This window comes from Novosphingobium sp. Gsoil 351, from assembly GCF_009707465.1.
Lineage (GTDB): Bacteria > Pseudomonadota > Alphaproteobacteria > Sphingomonadales > Sphingomonadaceae > Novosphingobium.
In genome coordinates this window covers 3,371,257-3,394,287 of the sequence record NZ_CP046120.1, presented here as the reverse complement: position 1 = coordinate 3,394,287, position 23,031 = coordinate 3,371,257, and the positions used below count along the sequence as shown (strand labels likewise).

General features: G+C 65.7%; 23 protein-coding genes. 7 read left to right on the top strand and 16 right to left on the bottom strand.

The window, feature by feature from the left end:
* Positions 1-33: 33 nt before the first annotated feature.
* Positions 34-1,014: an IS481 family transposase gene (locus tag GKE62_RS16360; RefSeq protein ID WP_154691098.1), complete on the top strand. Its 981-nt coding sequence runs from the start codon at positions 34-36 to the stop codon at positions 1,012-1,014.
* Here the strand turns inward: GKE62_RS16360 and GKE62_RS16355 are convergent.
* The 8 genes from GKE62_RS16355 to GKE62_RS18600 are packed head-to-tail and all read right to left on the bottom strand — an operon-like array spanning position 1,011 to position 9,339.
* The gene (locus GKE62_RS16355) at positions 1,011-2,339 is read right to left on the bottom strand and encodes an MFS transporter (RefSeq protein ID WP_154693165.1); all 1,329 of its coding nucleotides are present in this window, start codon (positions 2,337-2,339) and stop codon (positions 1,011-1,013) included. The two genes, GKE62_RS16360 and GKE62_RS16355, sit on opposite strands and share 4 nt — an antisense overlap.
* Positions 2,336-3,124: an enoyl-CoA hydratase/isomerase family protein gene (locus GKE62_RS16350; RefSeq protein WP_195908488.1), complete on the bottom strand. Its 789-nt coding sequence runs from the start codon at positions 3,122-3,124 to the stop codon at positions 2,336-2,338. Before GKE62_RS16350 ends, GKE62_RS16355 begins: the two co-directional genes overlap by 4 nt.
* A 25-nt stretch (positions 3,125-3,149) precedes the next feature.
* Positions 3,150-4,292, bottom strand: a complete 1,143-nt coding sequence (locus tag GKE62_RS16345) for a nitronate monooxygenase family protein (RefSeq protein ID WP_154693163.1) — start codon at positions 4,290-4,292, stop codon at positions 3,150-3,152.
* Positions 4,289-5,827, bottom strand: coding sequence for a class I adenylate-forming enzyme family protein (locus tag GKE62_RS16340; RefSeq protein ID WP_154693162.1), 1,539 nt, complete (start codon positions 5,825-5,827; stop codon positions 4,289-4,291). Before GKE62_RS16340 ends, GKE62_RS16345 begins: the two co-directional genes overlap by 4 nt.
* Positions 5,793-6,653, bottom strand: a complete 861-nt coding sequence (locus tag GKE62_RS16335; RefSeq protein ID WP_154693161.1) for an amidohydrolase family protein — start codon at positions 6,651-6,653, stop codon at positions 5,793-5,795. The genes GKE62_RS16340 and GKE62_RS16335 overlap by 35 nt, the downstream gene beginning before the upstream one ends.
* 12 nt (positions 6,654-6,665) lie before the next feature.
* On the bottom strand, positions 6,666-8,381 hold the full coding sequence (locus GKE62_RS16330) for a tannase/feruloyl esterase family alpha/beta hydrolase (RefSeq protein ID WP_195908487.1): 1,716 nt from the start codon (positions 8,379-8,381) through the stop codon (positions 6,666-6,668).
* Complete coding sequence (locus GKE62_RS16325; RefSeq protein WP_195908486.1) at positions 8,378-9,166, bottom strand: enoyl-CoA hydratase/isomerase family protein; 789 nt, start codon at positions 9,164-9,166, stop codon at positions 8,378-8,380. Before GKE62_RS16325 ends, GKE62_RS16330 begins: the two co-directional genes overlap by 4 nt.
* Entirely contained in the window at positions 9,163-9,339 is a 177-nt protein-coding gene (locus tag GKE62_RS18600; RefSeq protein ID WP_195908723.1) for a hypothetical protein, read from the bottom strand. The genes GKE62_RS16325 and GKE62_RS18600 overlap by 4 nt, the downstream gene beginning before the upstream one ends.
* Here GKE62_RS18600 and leuC point away from each other — a divergent pair.
* The 3 genes from leuC to GKE62_RS16310 are packed head-to-tail and all read left to right on the top strand — an operon-like array spanning position 9,332 to position 12,145.
* On the top strand, positions 9,332-10,690 hold the full coding sequence (gene leuC, locus GKE62_RS16320) for a 3-isopropylmalate dehydratase large subunit (RefSeq protein WP_230206768.1): 1,359 nt from the start codon (positions 9,332-9,334) through the stop codon (positions 10,688-10,690). The two genes, GKE62_RS18600 and leuC, sit on opposite strands and share 8 nt — an antisense overlap.
* Positions 10,690-11,298 (top strand): 3-isopropylmalate dehydratase small subunit, encoded by a 609-nt coding sequence (leuD, locus tag GKE62_RS16315; protein ID WP_154693157.1) that lies wholly within the window; start codon positions 10,690-10,692, stop codon positions 11,296-11,298. Before leuC ends, leuD begins: the two co-directional genes overlap by 1 nt.
* Positions 11,291-12,145: an oxaloacetate decarboxylase gene (locus GKE62_RS16310; protein WP_154693156.1), complete on the top strand. Its 855-nt coding sequence runs from the start codon at positions 11,291-11,293 to the stop codon at positions 12,143-12,145. Before leuD ends, GKE62_RS16310 begins: the two co-directional genes overlap by 8 nt.
* On the opposite strand, the gene GKE62_RS16305 is transcribed toward GKE62_RS16310, so the two are convergent.
* The 4 genes from GKE62_RS16305 to GKE62_RS16290 form a co-directional block, all read right to left on the bottom strand.
* A complete protein-coding gene (locus GKE62_RS16305) occupies positions 12,146-12,493 on the bottom strand; it encodes a GFA family protein (RefSeq protein WP_230206767.1) in 348 nt (115 codons plus the stop codon). It abuts the gene before it with no gap.
* Positions 12,494-12,503: 10 nt separating this feature from the next.
* Positions 12,504-13,658 carry an FAD-dependent monooxygenase gene (locus tag GKE62_RS16300; RefSeq protein ID WP_195908485.1) on the bottom strand — a complete coding sequence of 385 codons (1,155 nt, stop codon included), beginning with the start codon at positions 13,656-13,658 and terminating at the stop codon, positions 12,504-12,506.
* A complete protein-coding gene (locus tag GKE62_RS16295) occupies positions 13,655-15,166 on the bottom strand; it encodes an aldehyde dehydrogenase (protein WP_195908484.1) in 1,512 nt (503 codons plus the stop codon). Before GKE62_RS16295 ends, GKE62_RS16300 begins: the two co-directional genes overlap by 4 nt.
* 84 nt (positions 15,167-15,250) lie before the next feature.
* On the bottom strand, positions 15,251-16,033 hold the full coding sequence (locus tag GKE62_RS16290) for a helix-turn-helix domain-containing protein (RefSeq protein ID WP_195908483.1): 783 nt from the start codon (positions 16,031-16,033) through the stop codon (positions 15,251-15,253).
* A gap of 121 nt (positions 16,034-16,154) precedes the next feature.
* On the opposite strand from GKE62_RS16290, the gene GKE62_RS16285 reads away from it, so the two are divergent.
* Genes GKE62_RS16285 through GKE62_RS16275 form a run of 3 tightly spaced genes read left to right on the top strand, consistent with a single transcriptional unit; the run spans position 16,155 to position 18,950 of the window.
* Positions 16,155-17,291: a zinc-binding dehydrogenase gene (locus GKE62_RS16285; RefSeq protein ID WP_154693152.1), complete on the top strand. Its 1,137-nt coding sequence runs from the start codon at positions 16,155-16,157 to the stop codon at positions 17,289-17,291.
* Position 17,292: 1 nt separating this feature from the next.
* A complete protein-coding gene (locus tag GKE62_RS16280) occupies positions 17,293-18,141 on the top strand; it encodes an alpha/beta hydrolase (protein WP_154693151.1) in 849 nt (282 codons plus the stop codon).
* Positions 18,141-18,950 (top strand): alpha/beta fold hydrolase, encoded by an 810-nt coding sequence (locus GKE62_RS16275; RefSeq protein WP_154693150.1) that lies wholly within the window; start codon positions 18,141-18,143, stop codon positions 18,948-18,950. Before GKE62_RS16280 ends, GKE62_RS16275 begins: the two co-directional genes overlap by 1 nt.
* Here GKE62_RS16275 and GKE62_RS16270 read toward each other — a convergent pair.
* The 4 genes from GKE62_RS16270 to GKE62_RS16255 form a co-directional block, all read right to left on the bottom strand.
* On the bottom strand, positions 18,919-19,686 hold the full coding sequence (locus GKE62_RS16270) for a hypothetical protein (protein ID WP_154693149.1): 768 nt from the start codon (positions 19,684-19,686) through the stop codon (positions 18,919-18,921). The two genes, GKE62_RS16275 and GKE62_RS16270, sit on opposite strands and share 32 nt — an antisense overlap.
* Positions 19,683-20,597 carry a LysR family transcriptional regulator gene (locus tag GKE62_RS16265; RefSeq protein ID WP_154693148.1) on the bottom strand — a complete coding sequence of 305 codons (915 nt, stop codon included), beginning with the start codon at positions 20,595-20,597 and terminating at the stop codon, positions 19,683-19,685. Before GKE62_RS16265 ends, GKE62_RS16270 begins: the two co-directional genes overlap by 4 nt.
* Positions 20,598-20,672: 75 nt before the next feature.
* On the bottom strand, positions 20,673-21,815 hold the full coding sequence (locus GKE62_RS16260; protein WP_154693147.1) for a CaiB/BaiF CoA-transferase family protein: 1,143 nt from the start codon (positions 21,813-21,815) through the stop codon (positions 20,673-20,675).
* Positions 21,815-22,972, bottom strand: coding sequence for an acyl-CoA dehydrogenase family protein (locus GKE62_RS16255; RefSeq protein ID WP_154693146.1), 1,158 nt, complete (start codon positions 22,970-22,972; stop codon positions 21,815-21,817). Before GKE62_RS16255 ends, GKE62_RS16260 begins: the two co-directional genes overlap by 1 nt.
* Positions 22,973-23,031 lie beyond the last annotated feature (59 nt).

Genomic DNA, 23,031 nt, shown 5'->3' with positions numbered 1-23,031 from the left:
GTTGCAACACGTCAGCACTGAAGGAATGACCGGATGAACATCCACAAGAATGCCCGAACCACGCCTTTCAGTCGAGCCGAGATCGTGCGGCGCATAATGGTGCTGCGCGAGACCCCCAGGGCGGTTGCAACCGCCCTGGGGGTCTCGGAGCGAACCGTCGCCAAGTGGCTGGCGCGCTACAGGGCTGAAGGCGAGGCCGGTCTAGCCGATCGCAGCTCGCGTCCGCGCCGGTTTCCCGGCGCCACGCCGGCCAATATCATCGACGAGATCATCGCGCAGCGCCGGCTGCGCATCACCGGCAAGCAGATTGCCAGAATGCTTGCGGTCTCGCCTGCTACCGTCAGCCGGGTGTTACGCAAAGTCCGTCTCAGCCGCATGCGCGACCTCGATCCGCCAGTACCGGTACACCGCTATGAGCGGGCCCATCCCGGTGAGCTGATCCACATCGATATCAAGAAGCTCGGCCGCTTCGAGAGCATCGGACACCGTATCACCGGCGACCGGACCCGACAGAGCAACACCCGTGGCTATCGCGCTGGCGAGAGATATGGTGCCGGTTGGGAGTTCGTCCACGTCTGTATCGACGATGCCTCACGCATCGCCTTCAGCCAGATCCACCGCGACGAGAAGAAGCAAAGCGCCGTCGCCTTCCTCTACGCGGCAATCGAATACTATCGCAGCCTCGGAGTCACCGTCACCCGCGTCATGACCGACAACGGTGGGTGCTACCGAAGTTACGCATTCCGCGATGCCTGCAAGGCACTTGGCCTCAAGCACATCCGAACCAGACCCTACACCCCCAAGACCAATGGCAAGGCCGAACGCTTCATCCAAACCAGCTTGCGCGAATGGGCCTACGCCAGAGCCTATCCTACCTCGGAACACCGAAAACAGGCGCTTGAACCCTGGCTCCACAACTACAACTGGCATCGACCTCACGGTAGTCTACAATCCAACCCGCCCATCAGCCGACTGGGTCAGCCGGTGAACAACCTGTTGAGGCTCCACAGCTAGGCCACCATCGCCAGGCGGTACGGTCTGCGGGTCAATACGAACAGCACCGCGCTGAGCGGCGCGGCGATGGCGACGTTGGCGGCGATCCCACGGCTGATGCCCAAGTCGCCGCCAAACCACGTCTGTGCCATCCAGGCGACGAACGTGGGGCCAAGCCCGATCCCGGCGAGGTTGAGCCAGAAAAGGTAGATCGCCGAAACCTGCCCGCGCATGCGGTTGGGGGTTATCTCCTGAAAGGCCGCCGCTGCTCCGCCATAGGGCATGGCGCCAGCGAAAAGGTAGAGCGCGAACATCGCCAGTGAGGGCCATGCGCCCGGCATCAAAGGAGCCGCCACGCCCAACGGCAATGCCGTCACCGCGGAAATCAGGCAGATGACGACGTTCGCATCGCGCATCCCGCGCTCGCGCAGCCGTCCGGCGATCCACCCTCCGGAAAGGATGCCCGCGGTGCCGAACACCAGCAGGACGAAGCCATAGCGCAAACCGACCTCGGCCGGGGTCCATCCATAGATGCGGATGAAATGCGTTGGAATCCACGCCGCCACCCCGTTCCACATCAGGCTGGCGAAGCACAGCCCCAGGATCAGCCCGGCATAGGCCCGCCAATTTTGACGCATGTAGGCCAGCACTTCGCCGAAGCCGGGATGCGCTTGCCCGGCGATCACCCCACGCCGCGCGGGTTCGCGCAGGCTGAGCACCAGCAGCGCAACGAGCAGCCCCGGCAACCCGACGATCACGAACACCACCTGCCACGGCTCGAGCGCGCCGGTCAGCGTGGTGGTCACCGGGGGGACCAGCGCGATCATCGTCCCGCCGATCATCGTCGCCAGACCGCCGCCGACATAGATCGCGCACTGATAGCAGCTCAGCGCGCGGACCAGCGACTTGCCCTCGAACCAGTCGGCAAGCAGCGAATAGGCGCCTGGCGACAGCGCCGCCTCGCCCACCCCCACCCCGATCCGGGCCAGGAACATCTGGGTGAAGCTGCGGGACAGGCCGCACAGCGCGGTCATCACGCTCCACACCGCGACCCCGCCGGCGATGATCGCCGTCCGCTTGCGGCGATCCACCAACTGCCCGATCGGCACCCCCATCAGCGTGTAGAATACCGCAAAGGCGAGGCCGTGGAGCAGGCTGAGCTGGACGTCGCTGATCTGGAGAGTGGCGCGGATCGGATCGACCATCAGTGTCAGGATCGTGCGGTCGACGTACGAAAAAGTGTAGGCGAGGATCAGGACGGAGACGACGTAGACGCCGTAGCGCGAATTGACCTGGCCTGGGGAAACCTCGCCTTCGAGGGGAACCGCCGTCGCCGCGGCGATCACGCCCTTGCCTCCGCTGGCTTTCGGGAAGCCTGGAAAGCCTCGAACGCATCGCGCACGTAGGGGTAGTTCTGGACGTAGTGGAGGAACTGCTGCTTCTCCAGCTCGATGCCGTCGGCCGGAGCCATCGTCACGCTGCGGTTGATCAGCGATTTCGATTCGAACAGGCACTGGCGGGGCTTGTCGATATAGGTCGCGGCCAAGGCTTCGGCGGTTTGGAGCAGCGCATCGTCGTCGGCGAGCGCGTGGCATAGGCCCCACTCGACCGCCTCTGCCGCGTCCAGGAAGCGCCCGCTCCAGATCAGGTCCTTGGCCCGCGGCAGGCCGATGCGGCGCGGTAGGCGCTGGGTCGATCCGCCTGCGGGGATCGCGAACTGCGCCGAATGAACGTCCCCGATCCGCGCGCTCTTGGCGATCACCGTCACATCGCAGGCGAGGACGATTTCAATCCCGCCGGCGCGAGTGAGACCGTTGACCGCCGCGATCGTCGGCACCGGCGCGCGTTCGAGCCGGTCCATCGTGTCGTTGAAACGGTCGAGGTAGCGGCGGAACTGGACGAAGTCGCGCAAACCGCTCTCGATCTGGGTCTTGTCGGTACCGAGATTGAACACCTTGCCGCGCGCGGTGACGATCGCGGCACGAATGTCCCGTTCGTCGTCGATCAGGTCGAGAAACCGGTCGATGTCATCGAGCAAGTCCAGGCTGAACGAATGGACGCCACGCTCCTGCGCGAATGTCCCATAGAGCAGCGGACCCTTGCGGCTCGCTTCCAGTCGTGTCCCGGCCATCGCTTCGCTCCCTCGATCCTGCAACCTATGCTTCGAGCATCTCCTGCACCGCGCCGACGGCATCGACGCAGTCGGTCATCATTTCCATCATCACCAGGCGGCAGCTGGTCTCTTCGCGGATCAAACCGACGACTTGCCCGGCCGCCGTCGGCGCCAGCGCGCCAGGGCCGTGCTCCGATGTCGCGTTGGGCGCAGCCGCCGCCTTCTCGATCCGCGCGACGTAAGGCCCGATCGCGACTGCGTGGAGCGGGTTGGGCAGCGGGTCGGGGGTATCGGGGCGCTCCCATTCTTCGACCCAGGCGGTGCGCAGCAGGCGCGAGGGCTTGCCGGTCATCGCCCTGGTGCGCTTGGTATCCTCCGCCGCCGCGCCGACCAGGCGACGCTTGACGACTGGCAGCAGGTCGGATTCCGCGGTGGTCAGCCACACCGAGCCGCACCACACGCCCTTGGCTCCCAGCGCCAGGGCGGCGGCCATCTGGCGTCCGTCAGCGATCCCGCCCGCGGCGAGCACCGGCACGGGCGCAACCGCGTCAACGATCAGCGGGGTCAGAACCATGCCCCCGATTTCACCCGTGTGACCGCCCGCCTCATAGGATTGGGCGATCACGATATCCACGCCCGCCGCGACATGGCGCAGTGCATGCTTGACCGCGCCTGCCAGCGCGGCGACGACCATACCGCGCGCGTGCGCCTGCTCGATGACCTCGGATGGTGGGGTGCCGAGAGCGCTGACCAACAGCCTCGCCTTCGAAGCGAACGCAAGCTCGAGGATGCCCTGCGCCTGCGCCGCGCTGTAACGCTGTCCACCGAGCGCGGTGAACTCGTCGTCGGGCTCGTCCGTAGTTTCGGGAACGTCGTAGCGGACCATCATGTCGTCGAGGAAGGCCGTAACCTCGGCGGGGATCGCCGCCTTGGCCTGGGCGCCGGAAAGCCCTCCGATGTCGCTCCCGACGTACTTGCTCGGCATCAGCAGATCGATGCCATAGGGAAGATCGCCGACCTGCTCCTCGATCCACTTGAGATCGATCGCGATCTGCTCGTCAGAATGGAGGCCGGCACCGTAAACCCCGACCCCGCCTGCCCTGCTCACCGCGGCGACTACATCGCGGCAGTGCGAGAAACCGAAGATCGGTGTGGTCATGCCGATCCGGTCGAGCGGCCCGGTCATGCCGCTCTCGCCCTGAGTGCGGTCTTGAGGACCTTCCCATTGGCGTTGCGGGGCAATTCGGACATCTCCTCCAACTCTTTCGGGATTTTGTAGGGCGCGATCTTGCCGGTGCAGAACACGCCGACGTCCTCGGCCGTCAGTGGCTCGCGCAGCACCGCGAAGATCTTCAAGCGCTCGCCCCAAGTCTCATCGGGCACGCCGACCACCGCCACGTCGGCGATCGCCGGGTGAGTGAACAGCACTTCCTCGATCTCGCGCGGATAGATGTTGACCCCGCCCGAGATGACCAGATCCTTGAGCCGGTCGACGATGTAGAGAAATCCCTCGGCATCGCGCCGGGCCATGTCGCCGACCGAGACCCAGCCATCGTTAATCGCCCGGGCGGTTTCTTCAGGCCGGTTCCAATAGCCGTTGAACATCACCGGGCCGCGCGACCACAGTTCGCCGACTTCGTCCGCATGGCAGATCGAGCCGTCCTCGCGGCGGACTTCGACTTCAACGTGAGCGAACGGCGTCCCAACGCAGCTCGCTTTGCGCAACTGGTCCCTGGGCCGCAGGTTGCAGACCAGCCCGGTCTCGGTCGCGGCGTAGAGCTCGTTCAGAACGGTCTCGCCGAAGTATTCGAGGATGCGCGGCTTGAGCGCCTGCGGCAGCGGCGCGGCGTTGGCGAGGATCGACTTGAGCGTTTCCGGCCGCGCGTATCTGGCCAGCGTTGCAGGCGGCAAGGCGAAGATCATCTGGAAGTGCGTGGGCACCATGAACAGCCCGGTGATCCCGCCGAACTTGAGCCGCTCGAGCGTAGCTTCGGGATCAAACTTGTCGAGGATCTCGATCGATCCGCCCAGCGAAAGGATCGAGACCGGGAACCCCAGCCCACCGCCGTGGTTCATCGGGCTCATCGCCAAAAAGCGGTCGTCGGGACCGAAGCCGCCGAACTCCGACGCGCAGATCATCGCAACCAGCATCCGCGAGCGATGCGACAGAACCACGCCCTTGGGCTTGCCCGTGGTGCCCGACGTATAGGGGATGGTCCACGCGTCCCACTCATCGATTTGCGGGAGGTTGGGTGGCGCCGCGGCGTTGGCGAGCAGCACCTCGTATTCCTCGCCGAAGACAATCACTTGCCGCCCGGTCGTGCGCGCGAATGCGGCCGATTGGGCATCGGCGAACACCAGCGTCGCGCCGCAGTCTTCGAGCGTCGCGGCCATTTCAGGCGGAGCACCGCGCGGGTTGACCATGGCCACCGCCGCGCCCGCGTCGGGCAACGCGGCGACGACCTCGATGAACTCGAAACAGTTTCGCGCGATGATCCCGACATTGTCGCCCTTGCGCACCCCGAGCGCGGTGATCGCCGCGTTGCGCAGCGCCTCGACCCGCTCCGCCAGCGCGCCGAAGGCGCGGGTTTTCTTGCCCTGCACCATCGCGACTTTGCCCGGCTCGCGCCCCGCCGCCGCGCGCAGCGCGCGCGGAACGTGAGCGACTGCCAGGCCGCACTGCCAGTCATCGCGGCAGCTTGGTGAAGACCTTGAGCGCATTCTCGCGCATCATCTTCGCGTGGCTGGCGGGCCGCAGCCCCAGCGCGGCGATTTCAGCCACCGCGCGCTCGGGATCGATCACGGGCCAGTCTGTTCCGAACAGCACCTTGTGGCTGCCATAGCTGTCGGCATAGCGGACGTATTGCGGCGGCCAGTGCTTGGGAGCGTAGGCGTCGCCCGCGGTGTAGACGTTCGCGTGCTTCCAGCACATCGCGATCATCTCGTCTGTCCACGGCACCCCGATGTGGATGCCGATGATCGCAAGCTCAGGAAAATCGATCGCCACCTGGTCGAGCAGGATAGGTCGGGCGACCGAGGGCAACCGCCGTTCCTTGGAATAGACCAGGTTCTGGCCGACCTGCAGCATGATCGGAATATCGAGTTCGCAGCACTTGGCGTAGTAGGGGTAGATCTGGGCGCAGTCCGGAGGGCTCCCGAACCAGTGCGGATACCAGTGCGCGCCGACGAAGCCGTATTCCTCGACCGCCTGGGTCAGGTCGCGGAGCCCCTGCATGCCGCGAGTCTGGTCGATCCCGGCCAGGCCCGAGAAGCGATCGGGATGCTCGCGGCACATGCGGGCGATGACTTTGTAGGGGATTTCCCACGAGCCCTTGACGTTCAAATCGCCCGCGCGCACCGCGATCAACAGCGAGCGTTCGATCCCCGCGCGGTCCATCTTGCGCAAGTATTCATCGGTCGAGACCCCGCCGAACATTTCCGGTGGCATCCGGACCTGGCGTTTGAAATCGTCGTCGAGCCCGGTCCAGCCGTTTTCGACGGCCTCGGGCGTGTAGATGTTGCAGACGATGTCGATGAAGCTGCTCAAGCTGGAATGTCCCTAATCGAGAAGAAGTTCGGCTTGGAGACGCCGCGCGGCCTCGGCGACTAGCGGATCGCGTGCTGAGGCGGCGAGGCTCGTCAGCGCAGCGCGTTGCTCTTCCACAGGGCCGTCGCACGCGGCGAGCACCTGCCACATCTCTGTCAGCGTGAGATTGAGCGTGCTGCGCCGGGCATAGCCCGAGGCGGTGCCGCTGCGTACGGCGGCCTCGGCGGCATCGCCCAGCGCTTGGGCAAGCGGCCTCAGCGGGTTGCGGCTTGGAACCACTGGCAGCCCCTTCACGGCCACGCTTGACCCTGGCCAAGCGCGATGATCGCGCGCGAACGCCACATACTTGGGGTCCATCTCGGGCAGACCGGTGGCGAAGTAATCGAGCTTGGCGGCGGGATCGGGGTGGACGCCGCGCAAGGCTTCGGGCGCCTCGCCACGCTCGACCCAGGCGGTCAGCGCCGCGACGTGATCGATGGCCCACGCGCCATCACCGCCCGAGCAATGCTCCATGCCCGGGACCATGAATAGCCGAGCAAATTTGGCGGTTTCCGCCGCGCCGCCCATCGTCCGCTGCACTGTTTGATAATAGTCCAGCGTCGGCGCTGGAGCGACGATCGCGTCGGACCAGCCCTGGACCAGGATCAGCTTGCCGCCGCGATCGCGAAACGGGCGCAGATCGGGGTTGTTGGGCGCGACCATCGTCTCGATTGTCGTGGGATCGCCGCGGTCGGCACCGAGATCGGGAATCGGCGCCCAGGCCTCGCCCGGCAGTGGTGCGTTGGGGATCAGCGTACCGATCCAGCGCAGTTCGCTGCCCGGTGCGGTGCCGCGCCAGGCGTACATCTTTTCCGCCACCGCGACTTGCGGCGCGGTCAGGCAATCGCGGGTATCGCTGCCCTTGCACAGCAACTGAGCGGGCTTGAACGGACAGGCAAGCGGCGCGGAAATCAGCCCGTCGACCAGCCCGTCGCGCTTGTCGCAGGCCTTGATCACCGCGGCGTGAAGCAACAGCGTCTTTCGGTTGGGGAAGATCGGGCGCCCGTCCTGCCCAGTGTTGAAACCGTTGACGTCGGAGATGGTCGCCGGCTTGCGGTTTCCGAACGGGGCCATGCTCGCCGGGGCCATTGCGACGATGCCGTCGAAATCGTCGGGGAACCGCTGCGCCTCGATCAGCCCCTGCCGCCCGCCTGTCGAACAGGCGAAGAAATACGATTTGGCCGGGTCGGCGGCGTAGAACGCCTTGATGATTGCGCGGCCTGCGACGGTTGTCACATGCGTCGCGCGATAGCCGAAATCGACCAGCCCTTGCAGGTTGTTCGGCACCCAGGTGTTGTCGATCAGCGTCGAGCGATGACCCATGTCGGTGTGCAGGCAGGCGTAACCATCGCGAACATGGCGCGCGCAGGCGAGGTCGATCACCACCGCGCCGCAACTTCCCCCGCAGCCGCGCACCATGTAGCGCCCGTTCCAGGTCGTGGACGGCAGCAGGATCGCAAAATTGACCGTGGGATTGACGTAGCCCTCGACCAGGCAAGCCTCGGGTTGGACGCCGCCGGCAGGGCGCAATTTGGCACTGACAATATAGGTCGGCGCGCCTTCCAGCTTCTCGAAGCGACCGCCGGCCAGCGCCTCGCACCGTTCCTTGGCACTCGGTGGGGCCGCTTGCGCCCAGGCATGGCCGGGCGCGAGGAGCAGCGCCACTGCAAGGAACAGCGCGCGGATCAAGCCTTGGCCTTCCACGATGGGACGCGCTTCTCGCGGAACGCGGTGTAGCCCTCGCGCCCATAGGGCTGGGTGCGGTTGTAGTGGGCGAACGTCTTGAGTTCGAGCGCCGCGCCGTCGGCGACGCTCAGGTTCAATCCGTCGCGCATTATGCGCTTGAGCGCAGCGATCGTCGGGCGCGGCTTGTCGGCCATCGAGCGGGCAAGCGCCTTGGCCTCGTCCACCAGGTTCGCCAGCGGCACGGACTTGAGCGCCAACCCGGCATCGACCGCTTCCTGCCCCTTGTACCACTTGGCGGTCCACAGGATTTCCTTTGCGCGCTGATCGCCAACGCGGCGGCGCAGGCGCAGCGTTACCGCAGCGGGGACCACTCCGGCATCGGTGTGGACGTCGCCGATCTTGGCCTCGTCCGCCACGATCATAAAATCGCACCCCAGTGAAATCTCGAACCCGCCGGCGCGGGTGAAGCCGTTGTTGGCGGCGATCGTGGGGATGTCGAGGTTTTCCAGGCGGGTGATGATCCCATTAACGCGCGCCACCACGACGTCGAAATAATCGAGATCGCCAAACGCCTTGTCCAGCAGGTCGAGATCGAGCCCGACGCAGAACGCCTTGCCCTCGCCGGTCAGAATCAATGCGCCGATGTCTTCGTCCGCGGCGCAATCGTCGAGCACCGCTTCGAGTTCGTCGAGCCGGGCTTCGGTGATCCCGTTAAGGTTGGTGGGGGTTGAAAACGTGACTAGCGCGATCCTGTCGGTCTTCTCATAGCGCAAGGTGGTGTAGGTCATGGCTGCACCATGCGCGAAATTGCCGCGGAGGCGACAGCGAACAATGCGCCGCCACCCGCATTTCGGGTATGCCTGTGCTCTTCGAATGCGCTGCGATAACCGCATTTCGGATAGGAGGCATAGGGCTCGTTGTCATGCCGCAAGGCCTCTTCGATGGCCTCACGGATGGCCATGACGCTCTACGACAAACTTTGGCAGGCGCATGTCGTCGCCGACGAGGGAGATGGCGTCGCGCTGCTGTATATCGATCGGATGCTGATACACGAGGTTAGCAGCCCGCAGGCGTTCGCGGGCCTCGCGGAACGAGGTTTGAGGCCGCATCGTCCAGCCACCCATCTCGCGGTCGCGGACCACGCTGTACCGACGCGCAACCGGGCGAACATCGCCGATCCACGGGCGCGCGAGCAAATCGCGTTGCTGGCCGCGAACTGCGCAGCGACAGGCATCGAATTTCTCGGTATCGACGATCCGCGCCAAGGCATCGTCCACGTCATTGGCCCAGAGCAGGGCTTCACTCTGCCCGGCACCACGCTGGTCTGCGGCGACAGCCATTCGGCCACTCACGGAGCGTTCGGCGCGCTGGCATTCGGCATCGGTACCAGCGAGATCGAGTGCGTTTTGGCGACGCAAGTCCTGCGCCAGAAACGGGCGCGGACTCTGCGGGTGACGATCGACGGGGTGCTCTCGCCTGCGGTGTCGGCCAAGGACACGATACTGGCGCTGATCGGTGAGATCGGCGCGTCGGGTGCGGTCGGCTGTGCGATCGAATATGCCGGTTCGGCGGTCCGGGCGATGAGCATGGAAGCGCGGATGACCCTGTGCAACATGACCATCGAGGCGGGGGCCAGGATCGGTCTCGTCGCTCCCGACGAGACGACGTTCACTTATCTCGATGGCCGTCCGCGCAGCCCGGTTCCGTTGCCGCGCACCGCGTGGCGCGCGCTCGCCAGCGATGACGATGCGCGGTTCGACCGCGAGGTGACACTCGACGCCACGCTAATCGCGCCGATGGTCACGTGGGGCACCAGCCCGGACCAAGTCGCGCCGGTTACCGGCGCTGTCCCGAGCGACGCCGATGCGCGTCCCCTTGCCTACATGGGGCTCGAACGCGGCCAGCGGCTGGAGGGACTGGCGGTGGACCGGGTCTTCGTGGGCAGTTGCACCAACGGCCGAATCGAGGACTTGCGAGCGGCTGCGGGCGTGATTGGCAATCATCGTGTTGCGGCAGGGGTTGAAGCGATCGTGGTTCCGGGGTCGGGCCTCGTCAAACGTCAGGCCGAAGCCGAAGGACTTGACCGCCGCTTTCTCGCCGCGGGGTTTGAGTGGCGCGAGCCCGGCTGCTCGCTATGCGTGGCGATGAACGACGATCGGCTGGCTCCCGGCCAGCGCTGCGCCTCGACCTCCAATCGTAACTTCGAAGGCCGCCAGGGGATCGGCGCGCGCACGCACCTGATGAGTCCGATGATGGCCACCGCCGCGGCGCTGGCGGGCCGCATCGTCGACGTGCGCGAGTGGGTCGGTTGATGGAGCCTTTCACCAGCCTCAGGGCCCTCGCCGCGCCCCTGCCGGGAGCCAACATCGACACCGACATAATCGTCCCGGCACGATTTCTGACGATCACTTCGAAGCAAGGACTGGGCCGCCACGCTTTCGCCGAATGGCGCTTGGAGGGAAACTTCGTCCTCGACGAACCGCAGTACGAGGGCGCGCAAATCCTAGTCGCGGGGGCGAACTTCGGCTGTGGATCGAGCCGCGAGCATGCCGCCTGGGCGCTAGCCGATCTTGGCATCCGCGCCATTGTCGCGCCCAGCTTCGGCGAGATCTTCCGTGCCAACGCGCTGCGCAACGGGTTGCTGCCGATCACGCTCGGTGACAGCGAATGGCGCCGGGTGCTTGCGGCCGCCAAGGCTGGAGACTGCGTCGCCATCGACCTTGCTTCACAGCAAATCGGTTTGCACGACGAGACCTCGATCGCCTTTGCGCTGTCCGATCAGGAGCGCGTCGCGCTGCTCAACGGCTGGGACGAGATCGATGGAATCCGGGTACGCTATGGGACGGCCACGGCGGAATTCGAAGCCCGCCAGCGCGCCGCGGCACCCTGGCTTTGGGAAAAGGACCTTCCGCATGAATGATCCGCGCCTCCGCACCAAAATCGCCAAGGGCGAATTCTTTGTCGTCCCCGGCATTCACGACATGATCGCCGCGGTGATCGCCGACAAAGTCGGGTTCGACGTGGTCTACGGCAGCGGCTATTGGACCACCGCCTCGGCTTATGGCCTGCCCGACGCCGGGATCGTCAGCTACACTCAGATGCTCGACCGCATGGCGACGCTGGTCCGAACCACCAAGGCGGCAGTGATCGCCGATGCCGACACCGGATTCGGGGGACTGCTCAACGTTCACCACACCGTCCGCGGTTACGAAGAGGCCGGGATCAGCGCGATCCAGATCGAGGATCAGGAATTCCCAAAGAAGTGCGGGCATACACCGTTCAAGCGTCTGATCCCGGTCGATGACATGATTGAAAAGATCCGCGTTGCCGCCGCTGCGCGCAAGGACATGCTGATCATTGCTCGCACCGATGCACGTCAGTCCGAGGGACTGGAAGGCTCGATCGCACGCGGAAAGGCCTATGCTGAAGCCGGCGCGGACATAGTCTTTTGCGAAGCTTTGCTCGAAACCGACGAGATGCGCCAGGCTTGCGACGCGATCGATCGTCCGATGATGGCCAACATGGCCAACGGTGGGCTGACTCCGATCCTCAAAGCCGACCAGCTTGCCGACATCGGGTATGCTTTCGCGATCTACCCGGCGCTGACCGGGCTGGTCGCGGCAGCTGCCATGGAAACGGCGCTGCATCGCTTGAAGGACGACGGCGATGGCGAACCCGACGATATTCCATTGTTCAACTTCAAGGAATTCTGCGGGATGATCGGCTTCCAGGAAGTCTGGGAGTTCGAGAAGGCCTGGGCGCGTTAGTCACTCGAACGCTTCCGACCCGGGCCCGGCGATCACCCGCACCTCGATCCGCGAAAGATCGACCCCGTCGAACAGCCGCGCATTGACCCCCATCCGCCCGTAGTCGGTCCCCAGCGTCGCCCAGTGGCTGAGGCAACCGCACGTCCTGCAGCGATGGAACGCGATCACCCGATTGTTGCAAACATATGTGTCGGTAGCGCCCCCCAAATGGACGTCCGAAGGCGCATAATAGGCCCACTGCACGCCGAGTTTGGCGCAGATCGAGCACCCGCATTCGACGATACGATCGGGCAGGCGCGCCACCTCGAAATGGACAGCGCCGCAGTGGCACGAGCCCCGGACGGTCATCGCACCCATCTCATATCGCCGCAGCAACTGGATCGTAGCCTAGGATCTCCGGGTCGGCGGCGGGGGCGGCGTGGTGGTCGTAGGCGTCGGGATCGCGTGCCTGGGTCAGCACGCCCTGCTCGACCGACTTGGCGTGGAGCAGCGCGGTGCGCGGACGGCGGGCGGCTTCGTAGCGGGCAAAGGCCGGCCCCACCTCGCGCTCGGTCGCAAATGCGCGGGCGAGAATCATTCCATCCTCGATCGCCATCGCCGCCCCCATCCCCAGGAACGGCAGCATTGCGTGCGCGGCGTCGCCCAGCAGCGTCACCCGGCCATGCGCCCAACGGCCCAGCGGCGCACGATCGAACAGGCCCCACTTGATCGCGGACTCGGCGCGCTCGACCAATCCGGTCACGTCGCCATGCCAGCCGGCGAAGGCGTCGAGCATTTCAGCGGTGGTCGCCGGGGTCGACCAGCCCTCACCCACCCACTCGTCAGTCGCCGCGATGCCGACGCAGTTGAGGACCGCCCCGCCGCGCAGGGTATAGCGGTTGAACGTCCGGCGCGGCCCGACGAACACCGCGGCTCGACCCAGGTTCAGGAACGGCCGCGCTCGCTCGCTCGGCACCAGGAACCGGTAGGCGACCTGGCCGGTGAAGCGCGGGGCGTCGTCGCCCAGCAGCAGTTCGCGAACCGCCGACCGCACGCCGTCCGCGGCAACCAAGGCATCGCCACGCGCGCGCGCGCCATTGGCGAAGCGTACTTCGACAGCGCTCACTCCTTGCTCCAGCCCGACCAAGCGGTGGCCGGTTTGAACCGGCGGTCCAATCTCGCCGAAGCCCTCAACCAAGATGCGGTGAAGGTCCGCGCGGTGAATCTGGCGAGCGACGTCGGCGGTCCCATCGTCGGGTTGGCCGGTGGCGCCGTCGGTCTCGCCGGCAAGTATCCGCCCCGTCCGGTAGTGCACGAAGGGCAGCGCCATACTGCGGCAGGCGTGGGCGGCAATCCGATCCTGGAGGCCGAGATCGCGAAAAACCGCCTGGGCGCCGCGGCTCAACGTCAACCCGGCGCCGACTTCGCCCAGTTCGTTCGCCGCCTCGTGGACCTCGACATCGAAGCCCGCGCGACGCAACGCAAGAGCCGCGGTCAGTCCTCCCAATCCTGCGCCGACGATGAGCAGCTTCACGGAAGCGGCCCGATATTGATGCTTACCGCTTTGGTCTTGAGAAAGGCGTCGAGCCCCTCGCGCCCAAGTTCGCGGCCCCAGCCCGACTGGCGGTTGCCGCCAAAGGGCGTTTCCGGACTCATCGCGCCGTGGACGTTGATCCCGACCTGGCCCGAATCTATCTGCCGGGCGACGCGCAGTGCCGTCTGGACGTTGCTCGTCCACACCGATCCAGACAGACCGTAGCGGGTCCCATTGATCGCCGCGGTTAGTTCGGCCTCTCCGGAGAAGCGGATGACGCTGAGCACGGGACCGAACACCTCTTCCTGCTCGATCCGCATTCCCGCGCGGACCCCGCTGAACAGCACCGGGCCGAGGAAGTGGCCTGGGCCGTCGATCGCGGCGCTCTCCAAAGCAACCTCGGCGCCATCACCCTTGGCGATGGCGATGTAGCTTTCGACCCGCGCCTTCTGCCGCGCCGAGATCATCGGGCCAAGCACTGTGCTGGGCGCCATCCCGTCGCCGACGGTTAGCGCGGCGGCGTGCGCGGCGATGCCTTCGACGACTTCGTCATGCACCGCCTCGTGGACGAACAGCCGCGATCCAGCCATGCACTGCTGCCCGGTCGAGAGATAACAGGCCATCGACGCGGCGGGGATGGCGGCGGTGACATCAGCATCGGGAAAGATCACCACCGGCGATTTGCCGCCCAGTTCCAGGCTGACCTTCTTGAGGTTGCCTGTCGCGGCGATCACGATCTTGCGACCAACTTCGGTCGATCCGGTGAACGCGATCTTATCGATCCCCGGATGCGCCGCCATCGCCGCGCCAATGTCTTCGCCGTGACCGTGGAGCATCGCGAAGACCCCCGGCGGACCGCCCGCCTCGACCCAGGCTTCGGCGAACAATTGCCCGGTGAGCGGGGCCAGTTCCGCAGTCTTGAGCACCATCGTGCAACCTGCCGCAAGCGCTGGCGCAAGCTTCATCGCGATCATGCCGGGTGGAGCGTTCCACGGGACGATCGAGCCGACCACGCCGATCGGCTCACGCATCGTCGCCACCAGAAAATCGGTATCGGGCCGCGGGCCTAGATTGGGCGTGAAGCTTTCCCCTGCGATCTTGGTCGCCCATCCCGCGTAATAGCGGATCGTATCAACTGCGAGGAATCGCGTGACCATCCGCGACGACGCCAGCGGTGAGCCGTTGTCCAGCGTCATCACTTCTGCGATCGTTTCCAGCTTGCGCTCGATCGCATCCGCGAAGCGGTTGAGCACTTCGCCGCGCTCGCGACCGCCGGTGCGGCTCCAGCGCCCACGCAAGGCGCGGCGGGCCGCGGCCACGGCTTCGTCGAGCTGGCCGAGCGAGGCCGCGCGCACTTCGGCCAAGGGAGTCTCGCGCGCTGGGTTTTCGACGGCGATCGTCCGCCCTTCGCCCCACACCCACTCGCCATCGATCAGCAAGCGATGCTCGCTATCGAGAAAAGCCAGCGTTTCACGCGAAGGTTCGATAGGAAGATTATCGCCGGGCATCGCGCATCCCATGCCGAAGCCGTAATAAGTCGCCAGCCGCGCCTCCGAAGCCGACCGAAGTGCGGGTGCTCGCCCCGCCCATTGTCATGTTGCGGCCGTGCCGCGCTCCGCGGCAAACGCCAGCCGCTCGATCTCGCGCGCCATGTCCTTGAGCCGCGGCACGAACTCGGCGGCGACGCGCTCGTTGCTGAGTCCGGCGGCCATGAACACCATAAGCAATACCGCGGTGATGTGGCCGCGCGCGAAAATTGGCACCGATACGCTGCGTTCGCGCCCGTGATCGAGTCCGAAGCTGTAGCCGTTGAGCCGTGCCTGCTCTATCGCGAACAACACACGATCGGGTTCCCGCGCATAGATTTGCAAGGGATCGGTCGATTCGGCGAGAACCTCCAGTAGGATGCGTCGCTGCTCGGGTTCGAGAAAAGCGAGGTGGACGATCCCGCTGCTGACCACCGACATTGCAATTTCCGATCCGATGTGGCGGCGATGGAGGCGCAATGAAGTCGCGGGGTCGGATGTGATCCGCAGACTCATGCACTCGCCCACCGGAGTGGCAATGCACAGCGGCCAGCCGATCGCCCGCGTGGTCTCGAACAGTATCGGCGCCGCGACATGCGCGATCCAACTTTCGTCGCCGAAGCCATGGCTCAGCGCGCGCACCCGCGCAGTCAAAAAGAAGCGCTTGGTCTGCGGGTCGCGATCGACGAAGCCTTCGGCCAGCAAAGTGCCAAGCACGCGTTCGGCGGTCGTGCGCGGCACGTCGAGCGCCTTGCTCAGCTCGGAAATCGTCAGCGAACCCTTGAGATTGATCAGCGTGACCGCCTTGAGGCCGCGCTTGAGCGACTTGAGTTCCTGATCGCTGTCCATCGGCGCCCCCTTATCACGGCTGGTCGCCGATCGGACAGCCGTTGAGTCGAACGCATGTTTCGTTGCGAAACCGGGAATGGCTCTCATAGCCCGGAAGGTTCAGATGACAGGAATGAGTTCGATGCAGATACGCGCCGCGGTTCTCGAACGGTCGGGCAACGACGGTCCCTTCGCAACGACTTTGCCGCTGACCCTGACGACCCTAGAGCTCGACCCACCCGGGCCGGGCGAGTTGCTAGTGCGGATCGAGGCCGCGGGATTGTGCCATTCTGACCTCTCGGTGATCAACGGAAACCGCGTCCGCCCGATGCCGATGGCGCTGGGGCATGAGGCGGTGGCGACGGTGGTCTCCACGGGTGATAGGCAGGACACGCTGTTCGCCGTAGGCGATCGGGTGGTGCTGACCTTCCTCCCGGCGTGCGGCGAATGCGTGCCGTGCGCCTCGGGCGAAGCTTATCTCTGCGCGCGCGCCGCCGCCGCGAACGGTGCGGGCGAACTGCTGCGCGGCGGGCGCCGCCTGCATCGCGATGGCGATGCGGTGCACCACCACTTGGGAGTCTCCGCCTTCGCCGATCACGCGGTGATCGATCGCCGCTCGGCGGTGAAGATCGACGCCGACATCCCGGTCGAGATCGCCGCGCTGTTCGGCTGCGCGGTACTCACCGGCGCGGGCGCGGTGTTCAACAGCGCTGCGCTGCGCCCGGGCGAGGGCGTCGCGATCTACGGGCTTGGCGGGGTGGGCCTCGCCGCGCTGATCGGCTCGCTGGCGGGCGGTGCGACGCCGGTGGTGGCAATCGACCCCTCGCCGCAAAAGCGTGCCCTGGGGCTCGAACTCGGCGCTGCGGGGACGTTCGCTCCCGATGGCGCGGAGAGTCAGATCGAAACGCTGCTCGGCGGCAAGCCCGACATCGTGATCGAGACCGTCGGCAAGGCCAGCGTGCTCGAGCAGGCCTACGCCCTGACCCGCCGCGGCGGCCGCGTGGTCACCGTCGGCCTGCCCAACCCGATGGAACGGTTCGCGATTTCACCAACTGGGTTGGTCGGCGACAACAAGACGATCATCGGCAGCTACCTCGGCGCCTCGATCCCGGCGCGCGACATTCCGCGCTATATCGCTTTGTGGCGTTCGGGGCGGATGCCGGTCGAGCGGCTGCTGTCGTCGGTCAGCCCGCTGGCCAAGATCAACACCCTGTTCGACATCCTGGCGCGCGGCGACGCGGTGCGTCAGGTCGTCATTCCGCACCTCGAGGAAACCTGAGATGGTCCAAGCTACCGATCTGTTCATTCCCGGCCCGGCGGGCAAGCTCTCGGTCCGCACCAAGGGGCTGGAGGCGCGGCCGGCCAAGGTTGTGATCCTGGTCCAGGGCGCCAACCTATCGGGCCAGCTCGGCTACGACTTCGCCTTCGCCGGCCGCGACGATTATTCGATGATGGAGGCGTTGGTCGCGCGTGGCTTCGGCGCGGTGACCTTTTCGATCCGCGGCTATCGCGATTCGGAACTGGCGGGGCATCCCCACAGCGTCCAGACCGAACAGGCGATCGAGGACACCGCCGCGGTGATCGACTGGGTAGTCGCGCAAGGGTTCCCCAAGCCGCATTTGCTTGGCTGGTCGTGGGGCGGCAGGATCGCGGGCCGGTATGCCGAGACGCGCGGCGAGCGGATCGACCGCCTGATCATGGTCGATCCGGCGATCGGCGGCGGCAACAAGGTCCCGTTCCCGGAGAAGGACGATTGGTGGCACAACGCCGCCGCCTATTTCCGCGACCGGCTCGAGCTCGAGTTCATGGAGCCCGAAGCGCACGAAGAACTGGCGACCCAAGCCGAGCGCGACGAACCGCATAGTCCCAACGGGATCCGCGTCGAGAACGAGAACGGCAGCATCGCGGTCGACCCCGCCAAGGTGCCCAATGCCACGCTGATGCTCTACGGCTTTGCCGCGGGGATGCAGAACTACATGCAGGGCGGATCGGGCCGCGCCGATTTCTTCGAGAAGCTACCGACACGCGACAAGGCGCTTGTCGTCGTTCCCGACGGCGGTGATTATGGCCACCTCCAGAACGCGCGCCACCGAATGTGGAAGATCATCGCCGACTTCCTCGACGGCTGATGGCATTGCGCAAGGCCGAGGCCATGATCCGCAAACGCTATCTCGCTGCCGGACAGCGCCAGATCCACGCGCGCGAATCGGGCTGGAACGCGGGCGGCACACCGCTCGTCTGCCTCCACGCCACCGCCTACTCGTCGCGCCAATTCGATCCGCTGATGCGGGCGTTCGGGGACAATCGCCACGTGCTGGCGATCGACCTGCCCGGCTATGGCGATTCCGATCCGCCCGCCGTCACGCCCAATATTTCCTGCTATGCGCGGATGATCGGAGAGGCGATCGAGACCCCGCGGGTCGACCTGTTCGGTTATCACACCGGGGTGGCGATCGCCGCCGAACTGGCGCTGCTCCTGCCACGCCGTGTCGGGCAACTGACGTTCATGGGCATCCCCCATTTTCGTGCACTCAATTTCGAGCAGTGGAAGGCAAGACTGTGCACCGCCCATCTGCTCGAACCTTCACTCGATCAGTTCGCTGAGCGCTGGGCATACCTGGTTTCCGATCGCCCCCAAGGACTCTCGCTGCGGCGCGGGTTCGAGAACTTCGTCGATGAACTCAAGGCCTGGCCGGACGGCGCGCGCGCTCACAGAGCACTGTTTGCCTACGACCTCGAGGAAAGCCTCGCCCGGCTGACCCAGAGCGTGACAGTTCTCAATCCTGCGGGCCATCTTGCCGAAGCATCGCGGATCGCCGCCGGGCTGATCCCCCGCGTCCGCCTGATCGAATTGCCCGAACTCGCCGGCGCGGCGCTCGAATGCGAGGCCGTGGCGCTCGCCGCGCTCATCCCCAGCGCGGCTGGATCCGTCCGTTAGCGAAATACTGCGGATAGAGCCGTTGCAGATCGGCCCATCCCCGCGGATTGAGCGGCGGTTCCAGCGGCGCCTTGACCATCAGACCCTTGACCATGAACCGGCTCGGCAGGTCGCCGAAGCCAAGCCAGGCGGGGGTCGCGATTTCGAGGCTGTACATCCCAGTCGCATGAACTGACGGTGCGTCACCCGCAAGTTCTGCCGCATCGGCAAACCATTGCAGCACGGTCTTGCTGCGCGAGCCCTCGCCCGCCGACAGGTCGGGAATCCCATCCTTGCCGGGAAACGAGCGGGTCTTGCGCTCGACCTGAGTCACGCAGACCCGCTCGCCGATCTCCGCGACGGTGATCTCGCCCGATTCGAGCGAGGCGAACGCCTGCACCGCGTCGAACATCTCGATGGCCCCACCAGTGCTGCGGCGGATGCTGAAGCCTGAGGGGCCTTCCTCGAACTTTTGCGCCGGCTCGATGACGACACCGGTGATCGGGTTGACCCAGCCTGTCGGCACCTCGCCGGTGATCGCATCGCGGAATACGCCTATTTCCCACCACGGCACGCGAAAGCTGTCGTCGCTCAAAGACTGAGAACCGTAGATCATGACGGTTTCGACATGGCTGACGACGATCTCGGGATGGCCATCGACCGCGACGGTGGTGGTCCCGAGATACCACCAGGCGCTAGTCGTTTCGTCACGCGAAGCCAGCGTTCGGCGATAGACGTCGAAACTGTCGAAAGTCATGCCGCGACCGCCTCCTCAATCGGGCTAGCCGCGCGGCGGAAGCGGTCTATCACCAGCTCGGCCTGCGGCGTTAGCAACCCGCCCTCGCGGAAAAACAGTCCAACCCGCGTCTGCTCCACCGGGGTCTCGCACTCCAGCGCGACGATCTCGCCCGCTTCGATGTCGGCATGGACCACTTCCTCCGGCAAGATCGACAGCACATTGGAATCCTTGACCATCTGGCGAACCAGCGAAATCGAGTTGGAGCGCATGACTTGCGCCGGAACCGGCAGGCCGCGGTTCTCAAAGAACAGCCCGAAGCTACGCTGGACGCCCTCGCCGTTAAGCATCGCCCATTCGGCGCGCGCTAGGTCCTCGCTGGTGCACACCCCGGCGCGAGCGAGGGGATGGTCGGCTGCAGCCATGACCCGGGCGCGATGGGCGCGGATCGTCTCGATGACGATCCCGTCGCTGCGCCGGACCTGGCCGATCAGGCCAAACGCGAAATCGATCGATTCGGACTTCACCCGCTCGATCAGCTCGACGAAGCCGTCGGTGATCACCGTGACGCGCAGCCCGGGCCGGTCGCGGTGAAGCGCGGCGAGCAATTGCGGGACCAAGTAAGTCGCATAGTTCGGCGTGATCCCGAAAGTCACTTCGCCAACCCGCGCCTGTTCGATCGCGCGGACCTCCTGGATCGACTTGGCGACTTCGTTGAGTATCACCTTCGCGCGGCGCAGCACGCTTTGGCCATAGACCGTCGGCTCGACCCCTTTGGGCCCTCGGATCAGCAAGGGCACCCCGAGCCTATGCTCGAGGCTCTTTATGCTGCGGCTCAGCCCCGACTGCGAAATGAAGGTCTTATCCGCCGCCTTGAGCAGGTTGCGATGCTCAACCGCAGCCATCAGGTGCCTCAATTGTTGAATTTCCATAGTTCGACGCCTCCCGAGTGCAGAGTTATCCGCAATCAGAGCGCCATTGTTATTACATTTTGTCAACTCTATGCGCTATTCGATGGCGCCTCCAAACTCGCTGCGGAGGGCTGCGCTATGCTCGCCGAGCCCCGGGACGGCGCCTACCCCACGCCGGATCGCATCGAAAATCGCCGGAGGAGCGGGCATTGCGACACTGCCTCCGGGAGACTTGACTTCGATCCGCCGCAACTGGCTGTGGCGGGACAGATCGCCGACTCCGTTGACCGAGCCGTAAGCGATGTCCGCAACTTGCAGCCGCGCGACCGCCTCGTCGTGGCCGAATCCGGCCAACGCCGCGGCGACGATCGCATCCACCTGGGGACGATTGGCGACGCGCGCGGCGTTCCCGGCGAACCGCGGATCACCAGCGATCGATTCGTCGCCGAGGACCGTTTCGCATAGCCGCCGCCATTCGCGCTCGTTCTGCACGGCGATCACGATCTCGCGCCCGTCCCTACACGCAAATGCGCCATAGGGCGCGATCGAGGGGTGCTTGAGTCCGACCCGGCGGGGCGCCGTGCCCGCATAGTCGTGATGGAGCAGCGGAACCGTCATCCAGTCGGCGATCGAATCGAACAGCGAGACCTCGATCGCCGCGCCCTCGCCGCTGCGTTCGCGTGCGATCAACGCTTCGAGAATCGCCGCATGAGCGTTCATCCCGCAGGCGATATCGGCGGCGGAGACTCCGACCCGCCCCGGCGAATCCGCGCTGCCGGTGACCGAGGCGAGCCCGCTTTCACACTGAATCAGCAGGTCGTAGGCTTTCATCTCGCGCGCCGGACCGGCCGAGCCGTAGCCCGAAATATCGCAAGTGATCAGCCGCGGGTGCCGCGCGCGCAGCTCGGCGGCGCCGAAGCCCGATCGCGCCGCCGCGCCAGGCGCGAGGTTCTGGACAAACACGTCGGCGCGCGCGAGCAGCCTGGCCAGCAGCGCCGCGTCCGCGGCCTGCTTGATGTCGAGGACCAGCGACTCCTTGCCGCGGTTGAGCCACACGAAATAGGCGCTGTCGCCATTGACCACGTGATCGTAGCCGCGCGCGAAATCGCCCTCTGCGCGCTCGATCTTGATCACCCGGGCCCCACCCTCGGCCAAGCGTGCGGTGCATAGCGGCGCGGCGACCGCCTGCTCCAGCGCGATCACCAGCACTCCGTCCAGCGCGTTGGACGTATTTGGCATCAGAAGGACTTGGGCATCTTCAGCGCGTGGGTGGCGACATGGCTGAGGATCAGGTTCGTGCTGATCGGCGCCACCTGGTAAAGCCGGGTCTCGCGGAACTTGCGCTCGATGTCGTATTCCTCTGCGAAGCCGAATCCGCCGTGGGTCTGGATGCATTGGTCGGCCGCGTACCAGCTCGCCTCCGACGCGAGCATCTTGGCCATGTTGGCCTCGGTCCCGCATGGTTCCCCGGCATCGAACATGGCGGCCGCCTTGTCGACCATGAGCGAGGCTGCGGTTAGTTGCACGTGAGCGCGTGCGATCGGGAACTGGATGCCCTGGTTCTCGCCGATCGGGCGGCCGAACACATGGCGCTCGCTGGCATAGGCGCTGGCCTTGTCGATGAAGAACCGCCCGTCCCCGATGCACTCACTGGCGATAAGGATGCGCTCAGCGTTCATGCCTGACAGGATGTAGCGGAAGCCCTTGCCCTCCTCGCCGATCAGGTTGGCGGCGGGGACGCGCAGATCGTCAAAGAACAGCTCAGTGGTGGCGTGGTTGAGCATCGTGCGAATCGGCCGGATCGTTAGCCCGTTGCCGACCGCCTGGCGCATGTCCACCAGCAGCACGCTCATCCCATCGGAGGATTTCGCGCAGTCCTCGCGCGGGGTGGTGCGCACCAGCAGGACCATCAGATCGGAATGCTCGGCGCGGCTGATCCAGATCTTCTGGCCGGAGACAACATAGTCGTCGCCATCCTTGCGCGCGAAAGTGCGAATGCGGGTGGTGTCGGTGCCGCTGGTCGGCTCGGTCACCCCGAACGCCTGGAGTCGCAGCTCGCCCGTGGCGACCGCGGGCAGATACTGCGCCTTCTGTGCGTCGCTGCCGTGCTTGAGCACGGTGCCCATCACGTACATCTGGGCGTGACACGCGCCGCCGTTGCATCCGCTGCGATGGATTTCCTCGAGGATCGCGGTCGCCGCGCCCAGACCCAAGCCCGAACCGCCATACTCCTCGGGAATCAGCACCGAGAGAAACCCGGCCTCAGTCAGGGTGCGCACGAATTCGGTCGGATAGGCGCGGTCGCGGTCCTTGGCCTGCCAATAGGTCCCTGGGAAGTCGGCGCACAGCCGCCGCACCGATTCGCGGATTTCGGAATATGTCTCGCCATCGTTCATGTCGCCCGCCTACCCTGCAAGTGCCTTGCGCGAAAGTACCGCTAGGGCAACGCGGCTTG